Origin of the sequence: Actinoplanes oblitus, assembly GCF_030252345.1 — a bacterium.
Lineage (GTDB): Bacteria > Actinomycetota > Actinomycetes > Mycobacteriales > Micromonosporaceae > Actinoplanes > Actinoplanes oblitus.
In genome coordinates, this window is the sequence record NZ_CP126980.1 from 8410457 (window position 1) to 8424048 (window position 13592).

At 73.9% G+C, this 13592-nt stretch carries 10 protein-coding genes; 3 read left to right on the plus strand and 7 right to left on the minus strand.

The window, feature by feature from the left end; genetic code table 11:
• The first annotated feature begins 10 nt into the window (after positions 1-10).
• Positions 11-4873, plus strand: a complete 4863-nt coding sequence (locus tag Actob_RS37315; protein WP_284916676.1) for an Lhr family helicase — start codon at positions 11-13, stop codon at positions 4871-4873.
• A 53-nt stretch (positions 4874-4926) separates the two neighbouring features.
• On the opposite strand, the gene Actob_RS37320 is transcribed toward Actob_RS37315, so the two are convergent.
• Entirely contained in the window at positions 4927-5853 is a 927-nt protein-coding gene (locus Actob_RS37320) for an LLM class F420-dependent oxidoreductase (protein WP_284916677.1), read from the minus strand.
• A gap of 74 nt (positions 5854-5927) precedes the next feature.
• On the opposite strand from Actob_RS37320, the gene Actob_RS37325 reads away from it, so the two are divergent.
• Entirely contained in the window at positions 5928-6719 is a 792-nt protein-coding gene (locus Actob_RS37325; RefSeq protein WP_284916678.1) for an SAM hydrolase/SAM-dependent halogenase family protein, read from the plus strand.
• Between the two features lie 337 nt (positions 6720-7056).
• On the plus strand, positions 7057-8046 hold the full coding sequence (locus Actob_RS37330) for an Fpg/Nei family DNA glycosylase (RefSeq protein ID WP_284916679.1): 990 nt from the start codon (positions 7057-7059) through the stop codon (positions 8044-8046).
• A 183-nt stretch (positions 8047-8229) separates the two neighbouring features.
• Here the strand turns inward: Actob_RS37330 and pspM are convergent, their stop codons facing one another.
• The 6 genes from pspM to rimO all read right to left on the minus strand — a co-directional run bounded on the left by pspM (position 8230) and on the right by rimO (position 13543).
• Positions 8230-9051, minus strand: a complete 822-nt coding sequence (gene pspM / locus Actob_RS37335; RefSeq protein WP_284916681.1) for a phage shock envelope stress response protein PspM — start codon at positions 9049-9051, stop codon at positions 8230-8232.
• Between the two features lie 37 nt (positions 9052-9088).
• On the minus strand, positions 9089-9952 hold the full coding sequence (locus Actob_RS37340) for a PspA/IM30 family protein (RefSeq protein ID WP_284916682.1): 864 nt from the start codon (positions 9950-9952) through the stop codon (positions 9089-9091).
• Positions 9953-10274: 322 nt separating this feature from the next.
• Complete coding sequence (locus Actob_RS37345; protein ID WP_284916683.1) at positions 10275-10673, minus strand: helix-turn-helix domain-containing protein; 399 nt, start codon at positions 10671-10673, stop codon at positions 10275-10277.
• A gap of 159 nt (positions 10674-10832) precedes the next feature.
• Positions 10833-11318 (minus strand): CinA family protein, encoded by a 486-nt coding sequence (locus Actob_RS37350; RefSeq protein ID WP_284922463.1) that lies wholly within the window; start codon positions 11316-11318, stop codon positions 10833-10835.
• A gap of 171 nt (positions 11319-11489) precedes the next feature.
• On the minus strand, positions 11490-12086 hold the full coding sequence (pgsA, locus tag Actob_RS37355) for a CDP-diacylglycerol--glycerol-3-phosphate 3-phosphatidyltransferase (protein ID WP_284916684.1): 597 nt from the start codon (positions 12084-12086) through the stop codon (positions 11490-11492).
• Positions 12083-13543, minus strand: a complete 1461-nt coding sequence (gene rimO / locus Actob_RS37360; protein ID WP_284916686.1) for a 30S ribosomal protein S12 methylthiotransferase RimO — start codon at positions 13541-13543, stop codon at positions 12083-12085. The genes pgsA and rimO overlap by 4 nt, the downstream gene beginning before the upstream one ends.
• Positions 13544-13592: the final 49 nt, after the last annotated feature.

The following is a 13592-nucleotide window of genomic DNA, read 5'->3' on the forward strand; positions in this document are numbered from 1 at the left end:
CCGGGGGAGGATGGGTGACGTGCGAGAGGTGCTCGAGAGATTCGGACCGGCCACCCGGGAGTGGTTCACTGCCGCGTTCGCCGCGCCCACCGCCGCCCAGGACGGCGCGTGGCGGGCGATCGGCGCCGGTCGGCACGCGCTCGTGGTCGCACCCACCGGTTCCGGCAAGACGCTTGCCGCCTTCCTCTGGTCGCTCGACCGGCTGGCCCGCGAGCCGGTGCCCGAGCAGGTGCGGCGCCGCTGCCGGGTGCTCTACGTGAGCCCGCTGAAGGCGCTGGCGGTCGACGTCGAGCGCAACCTGCGGGCGCCGCTGACCGGCATCCGCCAGGCAGCGGGCCGGCTCGGCCTGCCACCGCCGGAGATCACCGTCGGGATGCGGACCGGGGACACGCCCGCTGACGAGCGGCGCGGGTTCGCCCGCACGCCGCCGGACATCCTGATCACCACGCCGGAGTCGCTGTTCCTGCTGCTCACGTCGGCGGCGCGGGAGTCGCTGCGGGGCGTCGAGACGGTGATCATCGACGAGGTGCACGCCGTCGCGGCCACCAAGCGGGGCGCGCATCTGGCGCTCTCCCTGGAGCGGCTGGACGCGCTGCTGGAGCGGCCGGCGCAGCGGATCGGCCTGTCCGCGACGGTGCGGCCGATCGAGGAGACGGCCCGGTTCCTCGGCGGGTCGCAGCCCGTCGAGATCGTCCGGCCGCCGAGCGCCAAGACGATCGAGGTGTCCGTCGAGGTGCCGGTGGAGGACATGACCCGGCTCGACGAGGCGCCCGCCGGCGACGACCTGGAGGGTGGGCGGCACACGCCGTCGATCTGGCCGGCGGTCGAGGAGCGGGTGCTCGACCTGATCGAGGGGCACCGGTCGACGATCGTCTTCACCAATTCGCGGCGCGGGGCGGAGCGGCTGTGTGCCCGGCTCAACGAACTGGCGGCGGAGCGGGCCGAGCTGGCCCGGCTCAACGAGCAGGCCGCCGCGCTCGGGCAGCCGGTCTGGCGCGGAGATCCGGAGGGCGCGGAGCGGGACGGCCACGGAGGCCCGGGAGCGGACGGCGGCCGGGACTCCGAGGCGACGGAGGGCGACGGAGGGCGGGACGACCACGGAGGCCCGGGAGCGGACGGCGGCTGGGACTCCGAGGCGACGGAGGGCGACGGCGGGCCGGGCTCCGGGCGTACCCCAAGAGGGGTCTCGGCCGGCGGCGACCCGGCGGCGATCGGCGATCTCCTGGCCGGCGGACCGCCGGGGTTCCCGCGGCGGTCCGGCGCGATCCGGGGAAACGGCGACGGCGGGATGCCGGCCGCGGTCATGGCGCAGTCCGGCGCGGCGTCGGGAGCGCCCGCGGTGATCGCCCGGGCGCACCACGGCAGCGTCTCGCGGGAGGAGCGCAAGCAGATCGAGGAGGCGCTGAAATCCGGCCGGCTGCCGGCCGTGGTCGCGACCTCCAGCCTGGAGCTGGGCATCGACATGGGCGCTGTCGACCTGGTGGTGCAGATCGAGGCGCCGCCGACGGTCGCGGCCGGGCTGCAGCGGATCGGGCGGGCCGGGCACCAGGTGGGTGCCGTCTCGCGCGGCGTGGTCTTTCCCAAGCATCGCGGTGACCTGCTCTCCTGCGCGGTGGTCGCGGAGCGGATGGCCGACGGCGCGATCGAGGAGCTGCGCTACCCGCGGAACCCGCTCGACGTGCTGGCCCAGCACGTGGTGGCGATGGTGGCGCTGGATCCGTGGCCGGTGGACGAGCTGGCCGCGCTGGTCCGGCGGGCCGCGCCGTTCGGCGAGTTGCCCGAGTCGGCGCTGCACGCGGTGCTGGACATGCTGTCCGGGCGGTACCCGTCGACGGCCTTCGCCGAGCTGCGGCCGCGGCTGGTCTGGGATCGCGGCACCGACCTGCTCACCGGCCGGCCGGGGGCCCAGCGGCTCGCGGTGACCAGCGGCGGCACCATTCCGGACCGGGGCATGTTCGGTGTCTTCCTGGCCGGTTCGGAGCGCGCCTCCCGGGTCGGCGAGCTGGACGAGGAGATGGTCTACGAGTCGCGGGTCGGTGACGTCTTCCTGCTCGGCTCCACCTCGTGGCGGATCGAGGACATCACCCCGGACCGGGTGCTGGTCTCCCCCGCCCCGGGCGCGCCGGCCCGGATGCCGTTCTGGAAAGGCGACTCGCCGGGCCGGCCGATCGAGCTGGGCCGGGCGATCGGGGCGCGGCTGCGCGCGCTGGCCAAGGCCGGTGACGAGCCGGCCACCGCCGCGCTGCGCGAGTCCGGCCTGGACGAGTGGGCCGCCGGCAACCTGGTGAACTACCTGCGCGAGCAGCGGGAGTCGACACGTCACCTGCCCGACGACCGGACGATCGTGGTGGAGAAATTCCGCGACGAGCTCGGTGACTGGCGGATGACCGTGCACTGCGTGCTCGGCGCCCGGGTGAACGCGCCGTGGGCGCTGGCGATCGGCCGGCGGCTCAGCGAGCGCTACGGCGTGGACGGCCAGGTGATGCCCTCCGACGACGGCATCGTGGTGCGGCTGCCGGACACCGCCGACGAGCCGCCCGGCGCCGACCTGGTCGCCTTCGAGCCGGAGGAGATCGCGCAGCTGGTCGAGGAGTCGGTGGGCACGTCGGCGCTGTTCGCCTCACGGTTCCGGGAGTGCGCGGCCCGGTCGCTGCTGCTGCCGCGCCGGGACCCGCGCCGCCGCCAGCCGCTCTGGCAGCAGCGGCAGCGGTCGGCGCAGCTGCTCGACGTGGCCCGCGAGTTCGCCGACTTCCCGGTCACCCTGGAGGCGGCCCGCGAGTGCCTGCAGGACGTCTTCGACGTGCCCGGCCTGACCGGGCTGATGCGGGAGATCGCGGGGCGCAAGGTCCGCCTGGTCGAGGCGGAGACCCAGCGACCGTCCCCGTTCGCCCGATCGCTGCTGTTCGGATACGTCGGCGCTTTCCTGTACGAGGGAGACGCCCCCCTGGCCGAGCGGCGCGCCGCCGCCCTGGCCCTGGACGCCACCCTGCTCGGCGAGCTGCTCGGCCGGGTCGACCTGCGGGAGCTGCTCGACCCGGCGGTGGTGACCGAGACCGAGGCGCAGCTGCAGTGGCTCACCACGCAGCGCGCCCCGCGGGACGCCGAGGACGCCGCCGAGCTGCTCCGGCTGCTCGGCGACCTCTCCGCCGCCGAGCTGGCCGAGCGCGGCGTGCCGGAGGACTGGGCGCGCTCGCTGGAGGCGGCCCGCCGGGCGATCCGGGTGCGGGTGGCCGGCGAGGAGCGCTGGATCGGCATCGACGACGCGGGACGTTATCGGGACGCGCTCGGCGTGGCGTTGCCGGTCGGGGTGCCGGAGGCGTACCTGGAACCGGTCACCGATCCGCTCGGTGACCTGGTCGCCCGCTACGCCCGGACGCACGGGCCGTTCCCGGCGGCGACCTGCGCGGCCCGGTTCGGGCTCGGCGTCTTCGTGGTGGAGCAGGCGCTCAAGCGACTCAGCGCGACCGGCCGGGTCACCTCCGGCGAGTTCTCCCCGGAGGGCGCCGGCACCGAGTGGTGCGACGCCGAGGTGCTGCGGATGCTGCGCCGGCGCTCCCTCGCGGCGCTGCGCCGGGAGATCGAGCCGGTGCCGCCGCGGGTGCTCGCCGCGTTCCTGCCCCGCTGGCACCAGGTGGGCGGCAACGCGCGCGGGGTGGACGCCCTAGCCGCCACGATCGAGCAGGTCCAGGGCGTGGCGGTGCCGGCCTCGGCGTGGGAGCGGCTGGTGCTGCCGGCCCGGGTCGCCGACTACACGCCGCCACAGCTCGACGAGCTGTGCGCGAGCGGTGAGGTGTTGTGGGCCGGGTCCGGCTCGATCGCCGGTGGCGACGGCTGGGTCACCCTGGCGTACGCGGACAGCGCTCCCCTGCTGCTGCCCCCACCGGACGAGGAGCTGGCGCTCACCCCCGCACACCAGGCGGTGCTGGACGCGCTCGCCGGTGGGCAGGCGCTGTTCTTCCGATCACTGTCGGACCGGGTCGGCTCCACCGACGACACCGAGCTGGCCGCGACCGTGTGGGACCTGGTCTGGGCCGGGCACCTGACCAACGACACGTTCGCCCCGCTGCGGGCGCTGCTCGGCGGGGCCGGCGCGCACAAGGCGAAGGCGACGCCGGCCCGTACCCGCTATCGGCGGCCGGGTCGCCCGAACATGCCGTCCCGGACCGGGCCGCTGCACATGGCCGGCCGCTGGTCCCGGCTGCCGGACCGGGACCTGGACCCGACCCGGCGGGCGGCGGCGCTCGCCGACCTGCTGCTGGAGCGGCACGGGGTGGTGACCCGCGGCGCGGTGCTGGCGGAGGGGGTGACCGGTGGCTTCGCCGCGGTCTACCCGGTGCTCGGCGCGCTGGAGGAGCGCGGGGCGGCGCGGCGCGGCTACTTCGTGGAGGGTCTCGGGGCGGCACAGTTCGCGGTGCCCGGCGCGGTGGATCGGCTGCGGGCCCTGGCCGAGCCCGCCGAGCTGGCCAAACGCACCGGGACGGGTGCGCTGGTGCTGGCCGCCGCGGATCCGGCCAACCCGTACGGCGCGGCGCTGCCGTGGCCGGAGCGGATCGTGGACAGCGGCGACGGGGAGCCGGTGGCCAAGGCCGGTCATCGGGCCGGCCGCAAGGCGGGGGCGCTGGTCGTGCTGGTCGGTGGCGAGCTGGTGCTCTATGTGGAGCGGGGCGGGCGGACCCTGCTGTCGTTCGCGGACGACCCGGAGGCGCTGACCGCCGCCGGGCAGGCGCTGGCGGCGTCGGTGCGATCCGGGGCGCTGGGCACGATGTCGGTGGAGCGGGCCGACGGGGAGTCGGTGCATTCGTCGCCGCTGCGGGAGGCGCTGACCGCGGCGGGGTTCCGGGCGACGCCACGGGGGCTGCGGCTGCGCGGGTGAGCGGCGGCCGCCACCCGGGGCGGCCACCACCCGGGGCGGCCGCCACCCGGCGCTCAGAGCTGCGGCAGGACTTCCGCCGCGACGAGGTTCACGTGATCGATGTCGGACAGGTCCAGGACCTGCGTGAAGAGCCGGGAAGCGCCCGCCTCGGCGTACCGCCCGATCGTCTCGACGACCTCTCCCGGGGTGCCCACGATCCCGCCGTTCTCCCGCATCTCCTCGACCTCGCGGCCGATCGCCGCGGCCCGGCGCCGCACCTCGGCGTCGTCGCGGCCGACGCAGAGCACCGCCGCCGCGGAGAACGCCGGCGGCTCGGCACGGCCGACGGCCTCGCTGGCCGCGCGGACCCGCGCGAACTGCGCCGGAAGGTCCTCGATCTTGGAGAACGGCACGTTGAACTCGGCGGCGAACCGGGCCGCCAGGTCCGGCGTCCGCTTCTTGCCGTGCCCGCCGATGATCACCGGGACCGGCGACTGCACCGGTTTCGGCAGCGCCGGCGAGTCACTGAGCTGGTAGAACTTGCCGTCGAAGTCGAAGGTCGAGCCGACCGGCGTCTTCCACAGCCCGGTGATGATCTCGAGCTGCTCCGTCAGCCGGTCGAAGCGCTCGCCGACCGCCGGGAACGGGATGCCGTACGCCTTGTGCTCCGCGTCGAACCAGCCCCCGCCGAGCCCGAACTCGATCCGCCCGCCGCTCATCGCGTCGACCTGGGCGACCGCGACGGCCAGCGGCCCGGGCAGCCGGAACGTCGCCGAGCTGACCAGCGTGCCGAGCCGGATCCGGGAGGTCTGCACGGCCAGCGCGGCCAGGGTGATCCAGGCGTCGCTCGGGCCGGGCCGGCCGGACACGTCGCCCATCTTGAGGTAGTGGTCGGATCGGAAGAAACCGTCGAACCCGCCGTCCTCGGCGGCCTTGGCGACCCGCAGGAGGTCATCGTGGCTGGCGCCCTGCTGGGGTTCGGTGAAGATCACGAGACGCATGCGATCAACCCTGCCAGATCGGCGCGGCGTGCCCGGGCCGCATCCGGCGACAACTCGCAGTAACGTTGGCCACCATGGGCGGCTATGGATGGGTCAGCTTCACCACCGACTACGGCACCTTCGACGGCTTCGTCGCGGCCTGCCACGGCTCGATCGCCCGGATCGCGCCCGGTCTTCGCGTGATCGACGTCACGCATCACGTGCCGCCCGCCGACGTGACCCGCGGTGCCGCCGTGCTGGCCCAGACCGCGCCGTACCTTCCGCCGTCGGTGCACCTCGCGGTCGTCGACCCCGGTGTCGGCACGGCCCGCCGCGGCGTGGTGCTGACCACCCCGGACGGGCTGCTCGTCGGCCCGGACAACGGCCTGCTGATCTGGGCGGCCGAGGCGCTCGGCGGCATCGTCGCGGCGCACGAGCTGAGCAACAAGGACTGGATGCTGGGCGACGTGTCGCGCACGTTCCACGGGCGGGACGTGTTCGCCCCCGCCGCGGCCCGGCTGGCTGCCGGTGCGCAACCGGCCGAGGCCGGCCCGCCGGTCGACCCGGCCTCGCTGGTCCGCCTGCCCGACCCGGTGGCAGCGGTCGGTGACGGCTGGCTCGAGGCCGAGGTGCTGACCGTGGACCGGTTCGGCAACGTGCAGCTGGCCGCCGAGGGCGCCACGCTCACCGGGCTCGGACCGGAGCTCGTGGTCAACGGGACCGTGCGGGCCCGCCGTGGTGGCACCTTCGCCGACGTCAACGCGGGTGAGCTGCTGGTCTACGCCGACTCCGCGGACCGGGTGGCGATCGCGGTGAACAACGGCCGCGCCGTTGTCGTCCTCTCCGTCGTCCCCGGCGACGTCGTCCGGATCGCCGAGCGCCGGTAAGGAGCCGGACGCCGCCGTTTCCGGGGATCCGCGCGCCCGGCGGCGGGTCCGCCCGCCGGATCCGGCGTACCGGTCGCGGGATCTCCCGCTCGCCACCGAGCCCGCCGGCACGCCGCGGAGGGGATCGGGACAGGCGAATCCCGCCATGAAACGCCGTGCCGCTCCATTCCAAGATCAAGACATTCCTTCACGCCGGTCCGCCGGGGTACGGATCGCCTGCTCCCGCGCGGGCCGGGCACGGCGATCTGGCCGCTGGCGCGTCCAAAGCGATCGCCGCGCCCTTCGTTGCCCGTGGGTGGTTGCGGAAGATCAAACCCGCGCACGGCAGGATGGAACCATGCCGGAAGGGGACACCGTCTGGAACACCGCCCGCGTCGTGGAGCGAGCTCTCACCGGCGAGGTGCTGACCGGCTCGGACTTCCGGGTGCCGCAACTGGCCACCACCGACCTGACCGGTTGGACCGTCGCCGAATCCGCGAGCCGTGGCAAACACCTCCTCCTCCGCCTCACCCGGGACACTCCTCGGGCCGCCGCGGAGCCGCCGAGCAACGCCGAGCCCGCACGCGGGACGGAACCGCGACGCGGACAGGACGGGCCGCGCCGGATGCAGCCATCACGCGGAGCCGAACCGCCGCACGCAGTGGAGTCTTCACGCGGGGCCGAGCCGCCGCGCGGGATGGCATCGCTCACGTTGCATTCGCATCTGCGGATGGACGGGGCCTGGCGCGTCTATGCGCCAGGTGAGCGGTGGACCGGACGGCCGGCGCATCTGATCCGGGTGGTGTTGCGGACCGCGCGCTCGGTCGCCGTCGGCTACCACCTGCACGACCTGGCGCTGATCCCGACCGAGCAGGAGGATCGGCTGGTCGGGCACCTGGGACCGGACCTGCTGGGTGCGGACTGGGATCCGGCTGAGGCGGTCCGCCGGATCGCCGCCCACCCGGACGTCACCATCGCCGACGCGCTGCTCGACCAGCGGAACCTGGCCGGGGTCGGCAACCTCTACAAGGCGGAGACGCTCTTTCTCCGCGGGCTCTGGCCGTGGACCCGGGTGGCCGACGTCCCCGACCTGACCGGGACCGTCGAGCTGGCCCAGCGGCTGGTCGCCTCCAACCGGGGCCGGTGGACCCAGACCACCACCGGCTCGCTGCGCCGAGGCGAGACCAGCTACGTCTACGGCCGGCGCGGCCAGCCCTGCCGACGCTGCCGGACACCGGTCCGCAAGGTCGAACGCGACCCGACCCGTGACCGCGCGGAGGTGGAGGACCGCATCACGTATTGGTGCCCACGCTGCCAACCGCAGCCCGCCGGCACCGCACCGCTCTGACCCCACCGCAACGACCGGAGCCGCGCGGCGGGATCGGCGCCGGCCGAGGCCGCTCGGCGCGGTGAACTGACGCGCACCCGCCATGCGGTCCGCTCGGACGTAACCGGGCCGCGAGCGGCCGAGGCCACCAGGTCCGCCCCGACCAGCCGAGCCGGCGAGGAGCGGCCGAAGCACGAGGTCCGATCAGCCGAGCTGGCGGGAACGACCCGGGGTCAGGTCGCTCGGCTCGGTGGGCTGGCGAGGTGGGGTCGAGGCGAAGCGGGCCGTCTGGTCGCGGAGCTCGGCCAGGCCCTCGGCGATGCCGCGCAACCGCTCGGTGGCCTCGACCAGGCCGAAGTAGGCCGGGTGGCGGGTGTCGGTCATCGGCTGGCCGTCCTCGGCCACGTAGCCCGCGGCGGCGGCGACCAGCTCCTCGAAGGCGGTGACGCCCTCGGTGAACTGCTCCGCCAGCGCGGCGTGGGACTGCTCCAGGGCGGCACGCCGGTCGGGCTGGCCGAGCGGGATGGCGCGCTCCACACTGGCCACCCGCTGACCGAGGTCGCGGAGCCAGCGCTCGGCGGTGGCCGCCTCCAGAGCCGCGGTCTCGCCGGCGCCGCTGAGCCGGCCGGCCAGGCCGGTCATGGTGGCCGACGCGCGCTCCAGCCGGTCCCAGGCGTCGGCGATCACCGAGCCGCGCAGCACATACCGGTTCTTCTGCCGGCGGACCTCGTTGAGCACCGTGCGGCCCACCTCGGTGCGCTCCAGTGCCTTGGCCAGCCGCGGGCCGGACAGGCTGGGCTCCGGCGTGGGCTGCGCGTCCAGCTCGCGATAGTCCCGCCAGCGCCAGCGGGCCAGGACCACCGAGGCGCCCGCCCCGGCGGCCCAGACCGCGTCCGCGACGCCGAGACCGGAGTAGGGCACGAGCACGATCGTCGCCGCGGTCAGGCCGCCGCCCAGCACGCTCCACCGACGCGCTGAGCCGCGCAACCGCTTCAACCGGCGGAGGTATTTCCCGCGTTCGTCCACGTCTCGCCTCCCGCCGCTCGGAGCTGTTCGAAAGGGGTCAGCCGGCCGCTGTGGTGTCGCCGCGCTTCTGGTTCATGCTGGCGCGGATCTCGTCCAGCCGGGCCACGCTGGCCGGGTCGGCGGCCGGCGCCGCGGAGCCCTGGCCGACGGCGGGCTGCGCCGGGCTGCCGCCCAGCTTCTCCCCCGCCATGCTGGCCCGGATCTGCTCCAGCCGGGACGAGCCGGCCAGGTCCAGACTGGACTTCTGCACCTCGAGCATGCGGCCCTCGACCGAGTTGGAGGCCAGCTCGGCGCGACCCATCGCGTTCGCGTACCGCTGCTCGATCTTGTCGCGGACCTGGTCCAGCGACGGCGTGTTGCCGGGCGCCGCGAGCTCCGACATGGACTCCAGCGACCTGGCCACGGTCTCCTGCATCTTGGCCTGCTCGAGCTGGCTGAGCAGGCGGGAGCGCTCGGCGATGCGCTGCTGGAGCACCATCGCGTTGTTCTCCACCGCCTTGCGGGCCTGGCCGGCGGCCGCGAGAGCCTGGTCGTGCAGGGTCTTCAGGTCCTCCATCGACTGCTCGCCGGAGACCAGCTGGGTGGCCAGGGTCTGCGCGGTCTGCTCATACTTCTGGGCCTCGGCCTCGTCGCCGCCGGACCGGGCACGATCGGCCAGCACCAGCGCCTGACGCGCCATGCCCTGCAGTTTCTCGACCTCGGACATCTGCCGGGACAGCTTCATCTCGAGCTGCCGCTGGTTGCCGATGACGGCGGCAGCCTGCTGCACGAGCGCCTGGTGCTGTCGCTGGGCGTCCTCGATGGCCTGCTGGATCTGCACCTTCGGGTCGGCGTACTCGTCGATTTTCGCGCCGAAGAGCGCCATCATGTAATGCCAGCCCTTGACGAACGGGTTCGCCATCTCGCGGTATCCCCTCAATGTCGCTCGGTCGGACGCGTCGTTGCCGAGGCAATCTCGTCGCCGACGCGAAACCATCGTGTCAGCCCGACGCCAACGGCGTCACGTGACCTACGGGGGATCTCAGGGTCTCCCCTGGCATCGAGCCTGAGAACGAGGCTACGCCCCGGAGGGGTACAGCCGCGACAGCACGGGACCCGGAACGATCCCGGGGCCGCGGCGCGACGACGGCGAAGGCCCGGAGCGACCGGCATGGTGCGGCCGGATCCGGGCCTTGCGAAGTGGCACGCCGAAGACCGGCGGGAGATCGCTGGACGGTGAGCAGCTAGGCCGCGTAGACCACGTCACGTTTCTTGTTGCGGGTGGCGTGCAGTGTCGCCTTGAGCGGCGAATCCTGGCGGACCGACACCGAGACGCTGCCGTCGGTGGCGACCTGGCGCGCGGGCTCGGCCGGCTGGCCGTCGACCGGGACGAGCACACCCTCCATGTTCTCCGCCAGGGAGAGGGTGTTGCTCACCTCACCGAGCAACTCGGAGAGGCGGGCGCCGAGCGCGTCGCAGATGGCCGCGAGCAGTTCGCTGGAGGCCTCTTTCTGTCCACGCTCGATCTCGGACAGATAACCCAGGCTGACGTTCGCGGCGGTCGACACCTCGCGCAGCGTGCGGTGCTGTCCCTGCCGGCGCGCGCGAAGTGCGTCGCCGATAACCCGGCGTAGCAGGACCATGGCACCTCCTCCTGCGGGCGGGGCCGCCGGCACACGCCGGAGGCTTCCCGCAACCGTACCTGCCGCGAGCGACGGCGACATCCCGCCCCGCCGAATTCCTCGGCGGGCCCACCCGCGGCACCATCCGGCAACCACTCCGGTCCCGGTGGTATTCCCAGGTCACACCGGAGCCGGTGCACTACGGAGAACGTCGGTGAACAATTGCAGGACGGCCGTCACACTTTCGGTACGGATTGCCGCCCGGTTACCGGTCAGTGTCAGTTCCCGCACCTCCGTCCGGTCCGGCCCGGCAACCGCCACATAGACCAGCCCGACCGGTTTGCCGGCCTGCGGCTCCGGACCCGCGACGCCGGTGGTGGCCAGGCCCCAGTCGGCACCGCACCGCTCCCGGGCGCCCTCGGCCAGTTTCCCCGCGACGTCCCCGTCCACCGGGCCTCGCTCGGCGAGCAGATCCTCCGGTACGCCGGCCAGCACCGCCTTCAGCTCGGTGGCGTACACCACCAGCCCGCCCCGATAGACAGCGCTCACTCCGGGGATCTCCACGATCGTCGCGGCCACCAGCCCACCGGTCAGCGACTCCGCCGTCGCCACCGACTCGCGCCGCTCGACCAGCATGTGGACGGCCGCCGCGGCGGCCACCTCCATCTCCACCGGCTCCTCCTCAGACGCACACACTGCGGACCCCGCCGAGGGTGCCCGTTTCGACGGCATTCATGCAGCCCCGAGCTGATCGCTCCCGCCGCCGGAACCGGCGAGTCGGCCGGGACCCCGCGAGCCGGGCGACGGAGACCGCCACAGCGGGCGGCCGCCGAGCGGTCACGAGCCGGACCGGGCCACCCGTCGCAGGCGCAGCGCCTCGATCACGTAGTCGGCGCCGGTGACCACCGTCACGATCAGGGCGGCGTACATCACCCAGGTGCCGACCACGTCGAAGGGCTCCGGAACGGGCCACAGGTACCAGGCGATCGCCAGGGTCTGCAGCCCGGTCTTGAGCTTGCCGCCCCGGGAGGCCGGAATCACGCCGTAGCGGATCACCCAGAAGCGGAGCGCGGTGACGCCCCACTCCCGGGCCAGGATCACCACGGTGACCCACCAGGGCAGCTGGTCGTAGGCGGAGAGCAGGACCAGCGCGGTGCCGGTCAGCGCCTTGTCCGCGATCGGATCGGCGATCTTGCCGAACGAGGTGACCAGCTGCCAGCGCCGGGCGATCCAGCCGTCCACGAAGTCGGTCGCCGAGGCCACGCAGAACGCCAGGCAGGCGCCGATCCGCCAGTCGTGGTCGGTCATCTGCGAGGCGACCACCAGGGCCAGGAAGACCGGGACGAGAATGAGCCGGAGCACGGTCAGCGCGTTGGCCGCGTTGTAGAGCGACACCACTCGGGGTGCGGCCACCGGAACCGGCTCGTCGGTCACCGGTCGACCCGCGCTGCGGAGATCATCTCGATCGGAACGGCGACCAGGTCGACGCCCTCGGTGCCGGTGACCCGGGCGCGGACGAGGTCACCGGGGCGCAGCGCGGCCAGGTCGACACCGTGCTCGCCGGCCACCAGCGTGGTGGAACCGTCGACCTCGGGGGCCTGGTGCTCGGCACGGCCCTCGATCTCGCCGTCCTCGATCGTGTCGACCAGCACCTCGACGGTGCTGCCCAGCCGGTCCTCGGCACGCTGGGCGCAAAGCTCCTCGGCGAGCGCGACGACCTTGTCGTACCGCCGCTTGATGGTGTCCGGGCGGACCTTGCCGGACAGGCCGGCCGCCTCGGTGCCGTCCTCGTCGGAGTAGTCGAAGATGCCGATCGCGTCGAGCCGGGCCTCGGTCAGGAAGCGGATCAGCTCGTCCACGTCCTGCCGGGTCTCGCCGGGGAAGCCGACGATGAAGTTGCTCCGGGCGCCGGCCTCCGGGGCCAGCTGGCGGGCCGAGGCGAGCAGCTCCAGGAACCGCTCGGTGGAACCGAACCGGCGCATCCGGCGCAGCACCGGCTCGCTGGAGTGCTGGAACGACAGGTCGTAGTAGGCCGCGACGCCGGGCGTGGTGGCGATCGCCTCGACCAGGCCGGGGCGGGTCTCGGCGGGCTGCAGGTAACTGGCCCGGACCCGGACGATGCCGTCGACCGCGGCCAGCTGCGGGAGCAGTTTCTCCAGCAGGCGCGGGTCGCCCAGATCCTTTCCGTACGACGTGCTGTTCTCACTCACCAGCACCAGCTCGCGCACGCCGGTCTTGGCCAGCCACTCCGCCTCGGCGAGCAGCTCCTGCGGGTCGCGGGAGACGAACGCCCCGCGGAACGCCGGGATGGCGCAGAACGCGCAGCGCCGGTCGCACCCGCTGGCCAGCTTGAGCGAGGCCACCGGGCCGGAGTCGAGCCGGCGGCGCAGCACCTTGCGCAGGTGGGCCGGGGTGTGCTCGTCGACGGTGGCGTGCCCGGGCACCACCACCTTGCTGGTGTGCCGCTGCACCGGGGTGATCGGGAGCAGCTCGCGGCGGTCCCGCGGGGTGTGCGCGTCGAACGTCTCACCGTTCAGCACACCGGTGAGCCGGTCGCCGATGTCGGTGTAGTCGTCGAAGCCGAGCACGGCGTCGGCCTCGGGCAGGCTCTCGGCGAGCTCCTTGCCGTAGCGCTCGGCCATGCAGCCGGCGGCGACCACCTTGGCACCGGTGTCGGCGGCGGCCAGCAGCGTGTCGATCGAGTCCTGTTTCGCCTTCTCCACGAAGCCGCAGGTGTTGACGAGGACCACGTCGGCCTGGGCGGCGTCGGTGCCGACCTGCCAGCCGTCGGCGTCGAGGCGGGCGGCGAGCTCCTCGGAGTCGACCTCGTTTCGGGCACAGCCCAGGGTGAGAAGAGCGACACGGCGAGAAGGCGGAGGAGTCACTGACACGCTGCAAGGTTACCGGGCTCGGGTGGGACGGCCTTCCACCGCTCGGCCG

Coding starts and splice junctions, on each gene's coding strand:
- Actob_RS37315 (WP_284916676.1), top strand. CDS start 11: ATGGGTGACGTGCGAGAGGTGCTCGAGAGATTCGGACCGGCCACCCGG.
- Actob_RS37320 (WP_284916677.1), bottom strand. CDS start 5,853: ATGCGTCTCGTGATCTTCACCGAACCCCAGCAGGGCGCCAGCCACGAT.
- Actob_RS37325 (WP_284916678.1), top strand. CDS start 5,928: ATGGGCGGCTATGGATGGGTCAGCTTCACCACCGACTACGGCACCTTC.
- Actob_RS37330 (WP_284916679.1), top strand. CDS start 7,057: ATGCCGGAAGGGGACACCGTCTGGAACACCGCCCGCGTCGTGGAGCGA.
- Actob_RS37340 (WP_284916682.1), bottom strand. CDS start 9,952: ATGGCGAACCCGTTCGTCAAGGGCTGGCATTACATGATGGCGCTCTTC.
- Actob_RS37345 (WP_284916683.1), bottom strand. CDS start 10,673: ATGGTCCTGCTACGCCGGGTTATCGGCGACGCACTTCGCGCGCGCCGG.
- Actob_RS37350 (WP_284922463.1), bottom strand. CDS start 11,318: ATGGAGGTGGCCGCCGCGGCGGCCGTCCACATGCTGGTCGAGCGGCGC.